Raw genomic sequence first — 13625 nt, forward strand, 5'->3', positions numbered from 1 at the left:
GCAAATCGTAACCGCACGGCTGGGCTAAACGCCCCCGAAACGGGGGCGAAGAGGGCATTAACGCGTTGAAGGTGACAGGGTCAGCGTAGCGGGAGGAGAGAAGAAAACGTCGCCAAACAGCGCGGTGGAGATCTTACGCACCCCGAGTCCGGCCAGGGTACAGATCAGCAGGCTGGCAAACGGATAGACAAGAATTAGGGATAGCTCGGCCCAGACCGGCCAGTAAGCGGCATTCATCTCGCCGATCAGGAACAGGCTAAAGGCCTCAATCAGGATGCGGTGGGTGGTATAAATCGCAATGGTGTTTGAGCCAATCACGTTCAGCAGATTGTTCGGGTGAACGGCATAGCGCTGCTCAAGGCTATAGAACAGCTTCATGATCAACACAATCGACAGCAATGAGAGCAGCAGCGGAACGTTAGCAAACCACAGCACCACGGAGACGGCGGCGAAAGCGCCGGTTGCCAGCCAGATGCGGCGCAGGTTGACGCTTTTCATCCACGCCATCAGCGCTGCGCCATACCACGCCCCGAGGCTGTAGTAGATCATGTTGCGTACCACGCTGTTCATTCCCCACCACGGCAGCGGCAGGAAGTTGATCGCGATGCTTGCCAGCGCCAGCAGCCCCAGTACCGGCAGCTTCCAGCGGCTCAGCAGTTTACACAGCGTGAAGTAGACTACCAGAGCATACAGATACCACAGGCTGGTGCTGGCGGTGAGCATGCCTTGCACAAATCCTGAGAGCGAGTCGGCGTAGGCCGCGTTCGACGAGGTGGCAAGCTCACGCTCGGGCGCCAGCCAGGCGTTCAGGTGGGTCAACGCCTGCCATTGCAGGACGCCCCACAGCGCCAGCACCCAGACAATGCTCCAGATCCGTTTGTCGAGACTGGTTCGCCAGTCCACCTCGTCAATATAACGACGGATCAGGTAGCCGGAGATAAAGAAGAAGACCGGCATACGAAACGGTGCGAGATAAAGGTTAAAATAGACCCAGCATTTGGCGAGAAGGCCGGAGAGCGGGTGTTGCAGCCCGATCAGATGCGGATAAAACGTGATAACCGAATGATAGATAACCACCAGGCAGATACACAGCCCTTTTATCTGGTTAATCCATAATGCTTTTTGCTTCATTGTTCGCCACTACCTTATTGCCATAAACGAACGAGCAATTGTTGTAAAACGACACCAGGATGTAATGGGTAACAGTCTGTATCAGGAGGTTTTTCGGAAAAGGTGGAGGTTGCGAGGTGAGTATTCAGACAATAGCACCCTGATTTCTCTGAATTTTTCGGAAAAATGATTACCAAAGCTTACTGTTTCAGTCATTTACGCTTAACGGATTCGCTTATATACTCGTGGGTCTGCTATCAGCAAACAGACGGATTTCATGTATCAACCTGTCGCACTCTTCATAGGCTTACGCTACATGCGTGGGCGCGCCGCGGACCGCTTCGGTCGCTTTGTCTCCTGGCTTTCGACTATTGGCATTACGCTTGGCGTGATGGCACTGGTGACGGTGCTTTCCGTCATGAATGGCTTTGAGCGCGAGCTGCAAAACAACATCCTGGGGCTGATGCCGCAGGCCGTTCTCTCATCGACTAACGGTTCGGTTAACCCACAGCAGCTGCCGGAAAGCGCGGCGAAGTTACAGGGCGTCACGCGCGTTGCGCCGTTGACCACCGGTGACGTGGTGCTGCAAAGCGCCCGCAGCGTGGCGGTCGGCGTGATGCTGGGTATCGACCCGGCGCAAAACGATCCGCTGACACCATATCTGGTTAACGTGAAGCAGACCGATCTGGAAGCCGGAAAATACAATGTGATTCTGGGTGAACAGCTTGCCGGCCAGCTTGGCGTCAACCGTGGCGACCAGCTGCGCGTGATGGTGCCTTCTGCCAGCCAGTTTACGCCGATGGGGCGCCTGCCAAGCCAGCGCCTGTTCAACGTGATTGGTACCTTTGCCGCCAACAGCGAAGTCGATGGCTACCAGATGCTGGTGAACATTCAGGATGCTTCACGCCTGATGCGCTACCCGGCGGGGAATATCACCGGCTGGCGCCTGTGGCTCGACGCACCGCTGAAGGTCGATACCCTCAGCCAGCAAAAACTGCCGGACGGCACCAAATGGCAGGACTGGCGCGAGCGCAAAGGCGAATTGTTCCAGGCCGTGCGGATGGAAAAAAACATGATGGGGCTGCTGCTGAGCCTGATCGTGGCCGTGGCCGCATTTAACATTATTACCTCGCTGGGCCTGATGGTGATGGAGAAGCAGGGCGAAGTTGCCATTCTGCAAACCCAGGGGCTCACGCCGCGCCAGATCATGGCGGTGTTTATGGTGCAGGGGGCCAGTGCCGGTATCATCGGTGCGCTGCTCGGCGCCGTGCTGGGGGCATTGCTTGCCAGCCAGCTCAATAACTTAATGCCGATCATCGGCGCGCTGCTTGACGGCGCGGCGCTGCCGGTGGCTATCGAGCCGCTGCAGGTGGTCGGTATTGCGCTGGCCGCGATGGCCATTGCGCTGCTTTCTACGCTTTATCCTTCCTGGCGCGCCGCCGCCACTCAACCCGCTGAGGCTTTACGTTATGAATAAGATCCTGTTGCAATGCGACAACCTGTCCAAACGCTATCAGGAAGGCACTGTGCAAACCGACGTGCTGCACAATGTGAGCTTTAGCGTGGGTGAAGGCGAGATGATGGCGATTGTCGGCAGTTCCGGCTCGGGCAAAAGTACGCTGCTGCATCTGCTGGGCGGGCTGGATACCCCAACCGAAGGCGACGTGATTTTCTCCGGCCAGCCGATGAGCAAAATGTCCTCCGCGGCGAAGGCCGAGCTGCGCAACCGCGAGCTGGGCTTTATCTACCAGTTTCACCACCTGCTGCCGGATTTCACGGCGCTGGAAAACGTGGCGATGCCGCTGCTGATTGGCAAAAAGAAACCGGCAGAAATTAACGCTCGCGCCAGCGACATGCTGAAAGCGGTAGGGCTGGGTCATCGCGGCAACCATCGTCCCTCTGAGCTTTCCGGCGGCGAGCGTCAGCGCGTGGCGATTGCCCGTGCGCTGGTCAACAACCCGCGTCTGGTGCTGGCGGATGAGCCTACCGGTAACCTGGATGCCCGCAATGCGGACAGTATTTTCCAGCTTCTGGGCGAGCTGAACGCCTCGCAGGGCACCGCGTTTCTGGTGGTGACCCACGATCTGCAGCTGGCAAAACGCATGGGGCGTCAGCTTGAGATGCGCGACGGCCATCTGAACGCGGAACTGACCCTGATGGGAGCAGAGTAATGGCGTCACCGTTATCGTTACTCATCGGTTTACGTTTTAGCCGCGGCCGCCGTCGCGGCGGCATGGTGTCGCTGATCTCCGTCATCTCGACCATCGGTATTGCGCTGGGTGTGGCGGTGCTGATTGTCGGCTTAAGCGCGATGAACGGTTTTGAGCGCGAGCTGAATAACCGCATTCTGGCGGTGGTGCCGCACGGTGAGATCGAGCCGGTTAACCAGCCGTGGACGAACTGGAGCGATGCGCTCGCCAAAGTTGAAAAAGTGCCGGGCATCGCCGCGGCCGCGCCCTATATTAACTTTACCGGGCTGGTGGAGAGCGGGGTAAACCTGCGCGCCATTCAGGTGAAAGGAGTCAACCCCGTCCAGGAAGCGCGTCTCAGCGCGCTGCCGAACTATGTGCAGAACGGCGCGTGGGCCAACTTCAAGGCGGGCGAGCAGCAGATCATCATGGGTAAAGGCGTTGCTGATGCCCTGAAGGTGAAGCAGGGCGACTGGGTGTCAATCATGATCCCCAACGCCAGCGCCGATCACAAACTGCAGCAGCCAAAACGCGTGCGCCTGCACGTCACCGGTATTCTTCAGCTGAGCGGTCAGCTTGACCACAGCTTTGCGATGGTGCCGATGGAAGATGCGCGCCAGTATCTCGACATGGGCGACAGCGTGACGGGCATTGCCATTAAGGTGAACGACGTCTTTAACGCCAACAAGCTGGTACGCGATGCGGGCAGCGTGACCAATAACTATGTCTACATCAAAAGCTGGATTGGCACTTACGGGTATATGTACCGTGATATCCAGATGATCCGCGCCATTATGTATCTGGCGATGGTGCTGGTGATTGGTGTAGCGTGCTTTAATATCGTCTCGACGCTGGTCATGGCGGTCAAGGACAAGAGCGGCGACATCGCCGTGCTGCGTACCCTCGGAGCAAAAGACGGTCTTATTCGCGCCATCTTCGTCTGGTACGGTTTGCTGGCGGGTCTGTTCGGCAGCCTGTGCGGCGTGGTGATTGGCGTGGTGGTTTCCCTGCAGCTGACGCCGATTATCAACGGCATTGAAAAGCTTATTGGTCACCAGTTCCTGTCGGGTGATATCTATTTTATTGACTTCCTGCCGTCTGAGCTGCACTGGCTGGATGTTTTTTATGTGCTGCTTACAGCACTTTTACTGAGTCTGCTGGCAAGCTGGTATCCGGCGCGTCGCGCAAGCCGAATTGATCCGGCGAGGGTATTAAGTGGCCAGTAATTACGTCATGATCTAGCGGCTTTCGGGTCGCCAGATCGAAAGAGGAATGCGTTATGTATTATGGATTTGATATTGGCGGCACCAAGATTGCGCTCGGCGCGTTTGATAAAGACCTCAAACTGCAGTGGGAAACCCGCATTCCCACGCCGCGCGACAGCTACGACGAATTTTTAACCGCCATTGCCGCGCTGGTGGCGCAGGCGGATGAACGTTTCGGCGTGAAAGGCAGCGTCGGCATCGGTATTCCGGGCATGCCCGAAACCGACGACGGTACGCTTTACGCGGCCAACGTGCCTGCCGCCAGCGGTAAACCGCTGCGCGCCGATCTCTCTGCCCTCCTTGAACGCGACGTGCGTTTAGATAACGATGCCAACTGCTTCGCGCTCTCTGAAGCCTGGGATGATGAATTCCGTCGCTACCCGCTGGTGATGGGGCTGATCCTCGGTACCGGCGTCGGCGGGGGAATCGTCGTCAACGGTAAGCCCATCACCGGCCGCAGCTACATCACCGGTGAGTTTGGCCATATCCGCCTGCCGGTGGATGCTCTCGAGGTGGTGGGGCGTGATTTCCCGCTGACCCGCTGCGGCTGTGGCCAGCACGGCTGTATTGAGAACTACCTTTCCGGCCGCGGGTTTGCATGGCTTTACGAACACTTCTATCATCAGAAACTTGAGGCCCCTCAAATCATTACCCTGTGGGAGCAAGGGGATGCGCAGGCGCGTGAGCACGTCGAGCGCTATCTGGATCTGCTGGCGGTGTGTCTGGGAAATATTCTCACCATCGTCGACCCGGATCTGCTGGTGATCGGGGGAGGGCTCTCAAACTTTACCGCGATTACGGAACGGTTGTCCGGGCGTTTGCCCCGACATTTATTGCCGGTTGCCCGCGTGCCGCGTATTGAACGCGCGCGACACGGGGACGCAGGAGGCATGCGCGGAGCCGCATTCCTTCATCTCACCGATTAGTTTACGAGGTTTCTATGCTGTCGCGTCGCCAGGGTCGACTCAGCCGTTTTCGCAAAAACAAACGCCGCTTACGTGAGCGCTTGCGCCAGCGGATCTTTTTCAGAGATAGAATAATGCCAGAAGCGATGGATAAACCCAGAGTGGTGGTGCTGACCGGGGCGGGGATCTCCGCCGAGTCAGGAATTCGAACCTTCCGCGCGGCGGACGGGCTGTGGGAAGAGCACCGCGTGGAGGATGTCGCCACGCCGGAAGGTTTTGCCCGCGACCCGGATCTCGTGCAGGCGTTTTACAACGCCCGCCGTCGTCAGCTTCAGCAGCCTGACGTTGCGCCTAATGCGGCGCATCTGGCGCTGGCGAAGTTGGAAGAGGCGCTGGGCGATCGTTTTCTGCTGGTAACGCAGAATATCGACAACCTGCACGAGCGGGCCGGCAACAAGAACATCATCCATATGCACGGTGAGCTGCTCAAGGTTCGCTGCGCCTGGAGCGGTCAGGTGCTTGACTGGAAAGAAGACGTGCTGCCGGAGGATAAGTGCCACTGCTGCCAGTTCCCGTCGCGCCTGCGACCGCACGTGGTCTGGTTCGGCGAAATGCCGCTGGGAATGGATGAGATCTACAGCGCGCTGGCGATGGCCGACGTGTTTATCGCCATCGGCACATCCGGCCACGTTTATCCGGCGGCGGGGTTTGTCCACGAAGCGCGACTGCACGGTGCGCATACGGTTGAACTCAACCTTGAGCCAAGCCAGGTGGGCAGCGAGTTTGAAGAGAAACACTACGGTCTGGCCAGCACGGTTGTTCCGGAATTTGTCGACAAGCTGCTGAAAGGTCTGTAACGCGAATCGCGTGAAAAGGCACCCGCTGGACGGGTGCCTTTTTATTTAAGAATGAAAGAACGCCAGCGTCTTCTCCAGCGATTTAGCCTGCTCGTCCAGCGAGAGCGCCGCCGCTGAGATCTGCTGAACCAGAGAGGCGTTCTGCTGGGTGGTGCTGTCCATCTGGTTAACGGCAGTGCTGACCTGGCTAATCCCGCGGTTCTGCTCGTCCAGCGCCTGAACAATGTCGTTGATGACCAGATGCACGTGCGACACCGCCTCAATCACCTGTTTCATCATTACGCCGGTCTCATTGACCAGCTCAACGCCTTTGCTGACGCGGCCTGAGGACTCGGCAATCAGCTGGGAAATTTCTTTGGCCGCGTTAGCGCTTCGCTGGGCAAGATTGCGCACTTCACCTGCGACTACCGCGAAACCGCGCCCCTGTTCGCCGGCACGCGCCGCTTCAACGGCCGCATTTAGCGCCAGGATATTGGTCTGGAAGGCGATGCCATCGACGATGCTGTTAATCTCACCGATCTTACGCGCGCTCTCGTCAATCTCCCCAATCACCACGACTACGTCGTTCACCAGCGTTTCGCCATGCCCGGCGAGGCTCGCGGCGCGATCGGTCAGCGTCGTCGCCTTGTGGGCGTTGTCGGCGTTATTCTTCACCGTGACCGAAATCTCTTCCATGCTGGCTGCCGTTTCAACAATCGCCGCCGCCTGTTCTTCGGTTCGCGAGGCGAGATCAAGGTTGCCCGCCGAAATTTCGCTGGTCCCGCCGTGCACGGAATGGCTGGCTTCGCTGATATTATCGACGATGCGCTTGAGCTGCATCTGCATGGTGTGCAGGGCATAAAAAATGCTGTGGGTATCTCCGGAGCGCACCGGAATGGTGTTGTTCAACTCCCCCCGGGCGACGGCCAGGGCGATCCCGGCGGCTTCCGAAGGTTCTCCCCCCACCGGACGGTCAACTTTGCGGGTAAAGACCTGCGCCATCACCAGGCTAACCGCCACGATGCTTAACACCATCAGGATGATGGCTTTCAGCAAAAATGCGCGCGCTTCGGCCATCACTTCGCTGACCGGGGTGATAATGGCGAGCTTCCACGGCGTCTGGCTGTTGCCGACGGCGATGTCCTGCCAGGTGATAAACACATCTTCCTTCAGCAGCGGATCGTTTATCCGGGTGACGTCATGACCGGCAATCTGACCGGCGTAAGGCTTGCCTGCCGCGCGCTTGTCCGGGCTGGACACCACGTTATTACCCGCGGAGAGGAGCAGGGCGTAGCCTGTGCCGTTCCACGGTTTAATCGCGCCGATCGTCGATTGCAGCGTGGTGAGTGAGAAGTCAGAGGTGACCGAGCCCAGAAACTGACCGTCACGCATGATGGGGGCGGCAATCGAGGTGAGCATCACTTCCACGCCGTTGTAGGGGTAAATATAGGGTTCGATGATCACATCTTTATGCCGCTGTTTCGGCAGCAGATAATAATCACCGCTGCCGGGCGTTTCGATGTCCGTCAGCAGGTGTAAGGCCGGTTTGCCGGTAGCGTCGCGGTCGACGTAGCGGGCGTAGCGTCCGGCAGGATCTTCACCGCTCTGACCGGCAAAGGCGGCATCTTTATCGTCAAACGCGTTGGGCTCAAAGGCCATCGACATAGAGAGAAACTGGGGATGAGCCGAGAGGTAGTGGATGAGCAACTGGTTAAGGCTCTGGCGATCGGATACGCCCGCCTCGCGCAGCGCCAGCGCGCTGTTGCCCATATCCCGGGCGGCAGTCAGAGCGGAATCCAGCTGTTTGCTGACCTGTAAAGCTTGCACCTCGGCAATCTGGCGGATATGTTTTTTGGCCAGCACCTCCTGCTGCGCCATCCACTGCCACATCATAAACCCGATCGTTGCCGTAAAGCCCACCGTCACGGTGAGGAAAATGGACAATAGCATCAACGTCTTGACTCTTATTTTAGATCTTCGGACCATGGCGTCTTTCATTCTCATCTCCCGTAATGTTGTGCGTGTCGGGCAGGCACATATTCCTTATCGGATATATTTCCTTCTTTCTGTAGAGGGCCGGGTATATTTAATTTAAATTCCAGAATAGTAAATCCTGTTAATTAGTGTGGATGCTTTTATTTTGTGCATTCAATCAAAATAGTGCTCGATAATGCTCGTTATCGTCGTGTAGAAAGAGGATGCTAATAAATATAAAGTGGTAGAGGAGGATGGGATATGTACGGATTTATCGCGCGACAACCCATTTTTAACCCTGAAATGAATACGGTGGCCTATGAGCTGCTCTTCAGAGACGGGATGACAAATCGTTTTCCGGATGTGTCGGCGGAATATGCCACGTCCAGAATGATATCCGATCAGTTTTTATGCGTGCCGTCCCAGCGCATCGCCGGGGCGCATACGTCGTTTATTAATTTCCCGTCGCGAATGGTCATTGACCGCAGTGGTGAAGCGCTGGATAAAGAGAGCGTGGTCATTGAGATCCTTGAAGATGCTGTGCCAGGGGCCGAGCTGCTGCAGGCCGTCAGGGAGATGAATGCGCATGGCTATCAGTTTGCGCTTGATGATTTTACCCTTGCACCAGAATGGGATGCATTTTTACCCTATATTTCAATCCTGAAATTCGACGTCAGAAATTACACCTTAGCGCAAATTAAAGCGTATCTGAAAGCGCGTAAACACCTGACCGGACATATTAAATATCTTGCTGAAAAAATTGAGACTAAAGAGGAATTCAACCAATACAAGGAGGAGGGATTCTCGCTGTTTCAGGGCTATTTTTTCTGCCGTCCGGAGGTCATCAAATATAAACGGCTGTCGCAAAATCAGCTGGCGATTTTTAGGCTGCAAATGGAGGTCGGACGCAATAAGCCTGATTTTCGGATCGTCGAGTCGTTGATAAAAACCGATCTCACGCTCTCTTATAAAATCATGCGCTACATGAAGCATACGGCGTTTAAGCATGTGGGTGCCTGTAATTTCAGCAAGTTAACCCTGAGTGAGGTGCTCAGATACCTCGGGGAAAACCAGTTGAGGCGGTTTGTTGCCGTCGTGGTCCTCGCCAGTGCCGGCAATGATACCGTCAGCGAGCTTTACCCGTTGAGTATGATGCGCGGTAAGTTCTGTGAACTGATAGCTGAGACGATGAAAGAACCGGCGCTGGCTGAAAATGCGTTCATGTGCGGCCTGTTTTCTTTGCTCGATACCCTTCTTGAGCTGCCGATGGCCGAGTTGATGAAGCAAATTGCGGTACCGCAGAGCGTGAGCAACGCGCTGTGCCATCAGGAGGGGCAGTTAGCCGACATGATTAACCTCTGTCGTTATTATGAACAGCAGCGCTGGGACGAGGCAACCCGTGTTCGTCAGGCGCTGGGTCTGTCTGATGAGGAGGTGGTGGAGGCGATGCGAAAGGCGACGATCTGGGCAGGAGAGAATGCGGTCAGTTAATTCCCCCTCACGCCGCGCAGGCGGCGTGAAGAAGAACGCGATACCGGTTAGCGGCCCGCTTTTAACTTCTGGTAATACTCTTCGTAGAGGCGGCTGGCGTCGCCGACATCGTTCTGCCATTCACCTTTGCTGATGGTTTCGGCGTCCGGGTAGAGCGACTTATCGTTAGCCACGTCAGGCTTCAGCAGCTTGCGTGCGGCCAGGTTGGGCGTCGGGTAGCCAATCGTCTCGGCAACCTGTTTCGCCACGTCAGGGCGCAGCAGGAAGTCAATCAGCTTATGCGCCCCGTCCACGTTTTTCGCGTTGGCCGGGATTGAAAGACTGTCCATCCAGAAAATCCCGCCCTCTTTTGGCCAGACAACCTCAAGCGGCGTACCGGCCTGGCGGGCGACATACGCGGAGCCGTTCCACACCATCCCCAGGTTCACTTCGCCTTCCATATACGGGTTTGCCGGGTTATCGGAGTTGAATGCCGCCACGTTAGGCATCAGCTTTTTCAACTCGGTATACGCCGCTTCAATCTCTTTTGGATCCGTCGTATTGCCCGAGTAGCCCAGCTTGCGCAGCGCCACCTGGAACACTTCACGCGCGTCGTCGGTTAACAACAGGCTGCCTTTGTACTCCGGTTTCCACAGGTCGGCCCAGCTTGTCACCGATTTCGGATCGACGGCCTCGCTGTTAACGCCAATCGCGGTTGCCCCCCAGATATACGGAATGGAGTAGTCGTTATTCGGGTCAAACGGCTTGTTGAGCATCTCCGGATCGAGGTTTGAAAAATGAGTTAGCTTCGTTTTATCGATCTTCTGGATCATGCCCTCTTTGCGCATTTTGTCGACAAAGTAGGTGGAAGGAACCACCAGATCGTATGCGCCGTCTTTGTAGGTTTTGAGCTTGGCATACATGGTTTCATTCGACTCGTAGGTCGAGTAGATCACCTTGATGCCCGTCTCTTTGGTGAACTGTTCCAGCAGTCCCGGCGGCACATACTCGGTCCAGTTGTAGAAGTAGAGCGTTTTGCTGTCATCAGCGTGCGCGGCACCCATGCCAAGCACCAGCGCCGCAGCGGCGAGCATTTTTTTCATTTCATTGTCCCCTGAGATTTTGTTTTATCACGAGCAATAACCTGGCTGGCGATCACCAGAACCAGCGAAAACACCAGCAGAATGGTCGCCAGCGCGTTCACCTCCGGTGAGACGCCGACTTTCACCATCGAATAGATCTTCAACGGCAGAATTTCATAGCTCGGCCCGGTCACGAAGGAGGACACGACCACGTCATCCATCGACAGGGTGAAGCTAAGCAGCCATCCGGCCGCCACGGCGGGCATCGCCAGCGGCAGGATGATTTTGCGCAGGATGGTCATTTCGCTGGCGCCCAGATCTTTCGCCGCCTCCAGCATGCGCACGTCGAACCCTTTCAGGCGCGCAAAGACGGTCACCACCACAAACGGCAGGCAGAAGGTGATATGGGAAAACAGCAGCGACCAGAAGCCAAGCTGTACGCCCAGCAGCATAAACAGCACCAGCAGCGAAATCGCCATCACGATGTCCGGCGACATCATCACCACAAACAGCATGCCGCTGACGAACGGCTTACCGCGAAAGCGATAGCGATAGAGCGCCACGGCGGTCAGGGAGCCAATCAGCGTGGCGAAGGTGGCGGAGAAGATCGCCATCGTCAGCGAGTGCTGAGCGGCCTGCAGCAGGCTGTCATTGTTCATCAGCAGGCTGTACCAGTCGGTGGTAAAGCCCTGCCAGTTAATCCCAAAGCGCGAGCTGTTAAACGAGTTCACGATCAAAATAATGATCGGGATATACAGGTAAGCGTAAATGGCGGTCATAAAACCGCCGCGAAGCAGTCGACCGATCATTCGAGTTCCACCTTCTTATTCAGCAGCCGTGATGCGCGCCAGTAGACCAGCAGCATCAGACCCATCACCACCGTCAGCGTGATGCTGGTGGCGGACCCGAACGGCCAGTCGCGGATGTTGAGGAACTGGCTCTTGATCACATTCCCAATCAGCAGGTTTTTCGCCCCGCCCATCAGGTCAGAAACGTAGAACAAGCCCATCGCCGGGAGCATCACCAGCAGACAGCCCGCAATAATACCGGGCATCGTCAGCGGAATAATGATACGGATAAAGGTCTGCAGCCTGTTGGCACCCAGATCTTTTGCCGCTTCCAGTAGCGGTTTATCCAGCTTCTCAATGCTGGAGTAGAGCGGCATCACCATAAACGGCAGCAGGATATAGACCAGGCCGACAATCACCGCGCTCGGGGTAAACATGATGCGTATCGGCGTATCAATCACCCCCAGCCACAGCAGAAACTCATTCAGGTAACCCTTTGTGCTGAGGAAAATCTTCAGACCATAAATACGGATGAGCGAGTTCGTCCAGAAGGGAACAATCAGTAAAAACAGCAGCAGGGGGCGCACCTTTTGCGGCAGGCCCGCGAGGAACCACGCGAAGGGATATCCCAGTACCAGGCAGGCAATCGTGGCAATCAGCGCCATATTGAGCGAGTGCAGCAGCACGTCAAAATAGAGCGGATCGAGCAGGCGCGTGTAGTTGTCCAGCGTAAAGACAAGCGAAACGAAATGGGTATCGTCGCGGGTCAGGAAGCTGGTGGCGATAATCATCAGGTTGGGGAGAAAGACAAACAACACAAGCCAACCGACGATCGTGGCAATCACCACATTCTGGAACTTACTTGTGTTCTTCATCAGCCAGTACAACCTCCCAGCTTTCTACCCAGTTGATAACCATTTTCTGGTCGAGAGAGTGGTCGAAGTCAGGGTCGTCTTCGTTAAAGAATTCGCTGACCATCACCATTTTGCCGTTCTCCAGCTCGACGACAGACTCCAGCGTCATCCCTTTGTAGTTGCGCTCGCGGATATAGCCGATTAACCCTTCGGCCTCGGTATTGCCGTGAATTTCATCGACGCGCAGATCTTCCGGGCGCAGCAGAACGTTGAGCTTTTGTCCCTTTTCGACGGGGAAATTCACCGTGATATTGCATTCGCGTCCTTCGACGCTGGCGCGCACGCGCTGGTCGTCCAGACGCTCAATCACCGTGGCGTCAAAGATATTGATCTCGCCAATGAAGCTGGCGACAAACAGATTCTTCGGCTCTTCGTAGATTTCACGCGGCGTGCCGTCCTGCTCGATTTTACCGTCACGCATCACCACGATGCGGTCGGACATGGTCAGGGCCTCTTCCTGATCGTGGGTGACGAAGACAAAGGTAATGCCGAGCTTGCGCTGCAGGGCCTTGAGCTCGTTCTGCATCTGCTTGCGCAGCTTGTAATCCAGCGCCGAGAGGGATTCATCCAGCAGGAGCAGACGCGGCTTGTTGACCACGGCGCGGGCGATGGCCACGCGCTGCTGCTGGCCGCCGGAAAGCTGATGGGGTTTACGCTGGGCAAACGTCTCAAGCTGCACCATGCGCAGGGCTTCGGTAACGCGCGGTTCGATTTCATTCGCCGGGGTTTTTTGCATCCGCAGGCCAAACGCCACGTTTTCAAACACGGTCATGTGCGGGAAGAGGGCATAGCTCTGAAAGACAGTGTTGACGTGGCGGTCTTCGGCGGGAACCCGGGTGATGTCCTGGTTCTCAAGATGAATATGGCCGTTATCGACGCTTTCCAGCCCGGCGATAAGGCGCAGTACGGTTGTTTTGCCGCAGCCGGAGGGGCCAAGCAGCGTCAGAAACTCACCGTCATTGATGGTGAGAGTGAGGTCGGAAATGACGTCCTTGCCATCAAAACTTTTACGAATTCGTTCCAGTTTCACCAGCGGTGAACGGGTTTGTGTATTCAATTTTTGCGCTGTCCCATATAGACGCCTCAGGCAGC

12 protein-coding genes are annotated in these 13625 nt (G+C 56.3%); 6 read left to right on the forward strand and 6 right to left on the reverse strand.

All coding sequences use genetic code 11. The features are described 5' to 3' along the window. Positions 1-57 precede the first annotated feature (57 nt). Complete coding sequence (locus tag OTG14_RS04530) at positions 58-1131, reverse strand: acyltransferase family protein (protein WP_090417349.1); 1074 nt, start codon at positions 1129-1131, stop codon at positions 58-60. 256 nt (positions 1132-1387) lie between these two features. Here OTG14_RS04530 and lolC point away from each other — a divergent pair, with 256 nt between their 5' ends. Genes lolC through cobB form a run of 5 tightly spaced genes read left to right on the forward strand, consistent with a single transcriptional unit; the run spans position 1388 to position 6326 of the window. Then, a complete protein-coding gene (lolC, locus tag OTG14_RS04535; protein ID WP_024908607.1) occupies positions 1388-2587 on the forward strand; it encodes a lipoprotein-releasing ABC transporter permease subunit LolC in 1200 nt (399 codons plus the stop codon). Then, complete coding sequence (lolD, locus tag OTG14_RS04540) at positions 2580-3281, forward strand: lipoprotein-releasing ABC transporter ATP-binding protein LolD (protein WP_010429765.1); 702 nt, start codon at positions 2580-2582, stop codon at positions 3279-3281. Before lolC ends, lolD begins: the two co-directional genes overlap by 8 nt. Next, a complete protein-coding gene (gene lolE / locus OTG14_RS04545; protein ID WP_032650869.1) occupies positions 3281-4525 on the forward strand; it encodes a lipoprotein-releasing ABC transporter permease subunit LolE in 1245 nt (414 codons plus the stop codon). The genes lolD and lolE overlap by 1 nt, the downstream gene beginning before the upstream one ends. 53 nt (positions 4526-4578) lie before the next feature. Next, positions 4579-5490, forward strand: a complete 912-nt coding sequence (nagK, locus tag OTG14_RS04550; protein WP_267214650.1) for an N-acetylglucosamine kinase — start codon at positions 4579-4581, stop codon at positions 5488-5490. A 14-nt stretch (positions 5491-5504) separates the two neighbouring features. Next, the gene (cobB, locus tag OTG14_RS04555) at positions 5505-6326 is read left to right on the forward strand and encodes a Sir2 family NAD+-dependent deacetylase (protein WP_032650873.1); all 822 of its coding nucleotides are present in this window, start codon (positions 5505-5507) and stop codon (positions 6324-6326) included. Positions 6327-6371: 45 nt separating this feature from the next. Here cobB and OTG14_RS04560 read toward each other — a convergent pair whose 3' ends face one another. After that, positions 6372-8303, reverse strand: a complete 1932-nt coding sequence (locus tag OTG14_RS04560) for a methyl-accepting chemotaxis protein (RefSeq protein ID WP_267214651.1) — start codon at positions 8301-8303, stop codon at positions 6372-6374. 237 nt (positions 8304-8540) lie between these two features. Between OTG14_RS04560 and OTG14_RS04565 the strand changes: the two genes are divergently transcribed. Further along, positions 8541-9770, forward strand: a complete 1230-nt coding sequence (locus OTG14_RS04565) for an EAL and HDOD domain-containing protein (RefSeq protein ID WP_267214652.1) — start codon at positions 8541-8543, stop codon at positions 9768-9770. A 47-nt stretch (positions 9771-9817) separates the two neighbouring features. On the opposite strand, the gene potD is transcribed toward OTG14_RS04565, so the two are convergent. From potD to potA, 4 genes are read right to left on the reverse strand one after another with little or no spacing between them, the layout of a single operon-like run. Further along, the gene (potD, locus tag OTG14_RS04570) at positions 9818-10852 is read right to left on the reverse strand and encodes a spermidine/putrescine ABC transporter substrate-binding protein PotD (RefSeq protein ID WP_063621387.1); all 1035 of its coding nucleotides are present in this window, start codon (positions 10850-10852) and stop codon (positions 9818-9820) included. Next, positions 10849-11640, reverse strand: coding sequence for a spermidine/putrescine ABC transporter permease PotC (gene potC / locus OTG14_RS04575; protein WP_008500765.1), 792 nt, complete (start codon positions 11638-11640; stop codon positions 10849-10851). Before potC ends, potD begins: the two co-directional genes overlap by 4 nt. Beyond that, positions 11637-12494, reverse strand: coding sequence for a spermidine/putrescine ABC transporter permease PotB (gene potB / locus OTG14_RS04580; protein WP_267214653.1), 858 nt, complete (start codon positions 12492-12494; stop codon positions 11637-11639). Before potB ends, potC begins: the two co-directional genes overlap by 4 nt. Further along, positions 12478-13620 carry a spermidine/putrescine ABC transporter ATP-binding protein PotA gene (gene potA / locus OTG14_RS04585; RefSeq protein WP_208763907.1) on the reverse strand — a complete coding sequence of 381 codons (1143 nt, stop codon included), beginning with the start codon at positions 13618-13620 and terminating at the stop codon, positions 12478-12480. The genes potB and potA overlap by 17 nt, the downstream gene beginning before the upstream one ends. Positions 13621-13625 lie beyond the last annotated feature (5 nt).

The sequence above is a fragment of the Enterobacter pseudoroggenkampii genome, assembly GCF_026420145.1.
Classification (GTDB): Bacteria; Pseudomonadota; Gammaproteobacteria; order Enterobacterales; family Enterobacteriaceae; genus Enterobacter; species Enterobacter pseudoroggenkampii.

Excerpts from the sequence above, each read along its gene's own strand:
- OTG14_RS04530 (WP_090417349.1), bottom strand. The coding sequence starts at position 1,131 with ATGAAGCAAAAAGCATTATGGATTAACCAGATAAAAGGGCTGTGTATC.
- lolC (WP_024908607.1), top strand. The coding sequence starts at position 1,388 with ATGTATCAACCTGTCGCACTCTTCATAGGCTTACGCTACATGCGTGGG.
- lolD (WP_010429765.1), top strand. The coding sequence starts at position 2,580 with ATGAATAAGATCCTGTTGCAATGCGACAACCTGTCCAAACGCTATCAG.
- lolE (WP_032650869.1), top strand. The coding sequence starts at position 3,281 with ATGGCGTCACCGTTATCGTTACTCATCGGTTTACGTTTTAGCCGCGGC.
- nagK (WP_267214650.1), top strand. The coding sequence starts at position 4,579 with ATGTATTATGGATTTGATATTGGCGGCACCAAGATTGCGCTCGGCGCG.
- cobB (WP_032650873.1), top strand. The coding sequence starts at position 5,505 with ATGCTGTCGCGTCGCCAGGGTCGACTCAGCCGTTTTCGCAAAAACAAA.
- OTG14_RS04560 (WP_267214651.1), bottom strand. The coding sequence starts at position 8,303 with ATGAAAGACGCCATGGTCCGAAGATCTAAAATAAGAGTCAAGACGTTG.
- OTG14_RS04565 (WP_267214652.1), top strand. The coding sequence starts at position 8,541 with ATGTACGGATTTATCGCGCGACAACCCATTTTTAACCCTGAAATGAAT.
- potD (WP_063621387.1), bottom strand. The coding sequence starts at position 10,852 with ATGAAAAAAATGCTCGCCGCTGCGGCGCTGGTGCTTGGCATGGGTGCC.
- potC (WP_008500765.1), bottom strand. The coding sequence starts at position 11,640 with ATGATCGGTCGACTGCTTCGCGGCGGTTTTATGACCGCCATTTACGCT.
- potB (WP_267214653.1), bottom strand. The coding sequence starts at position 12,494 with ATGAAGAACACAAGTAAGTTCCAGAATGTGGTGATTGCCACGATCGTC.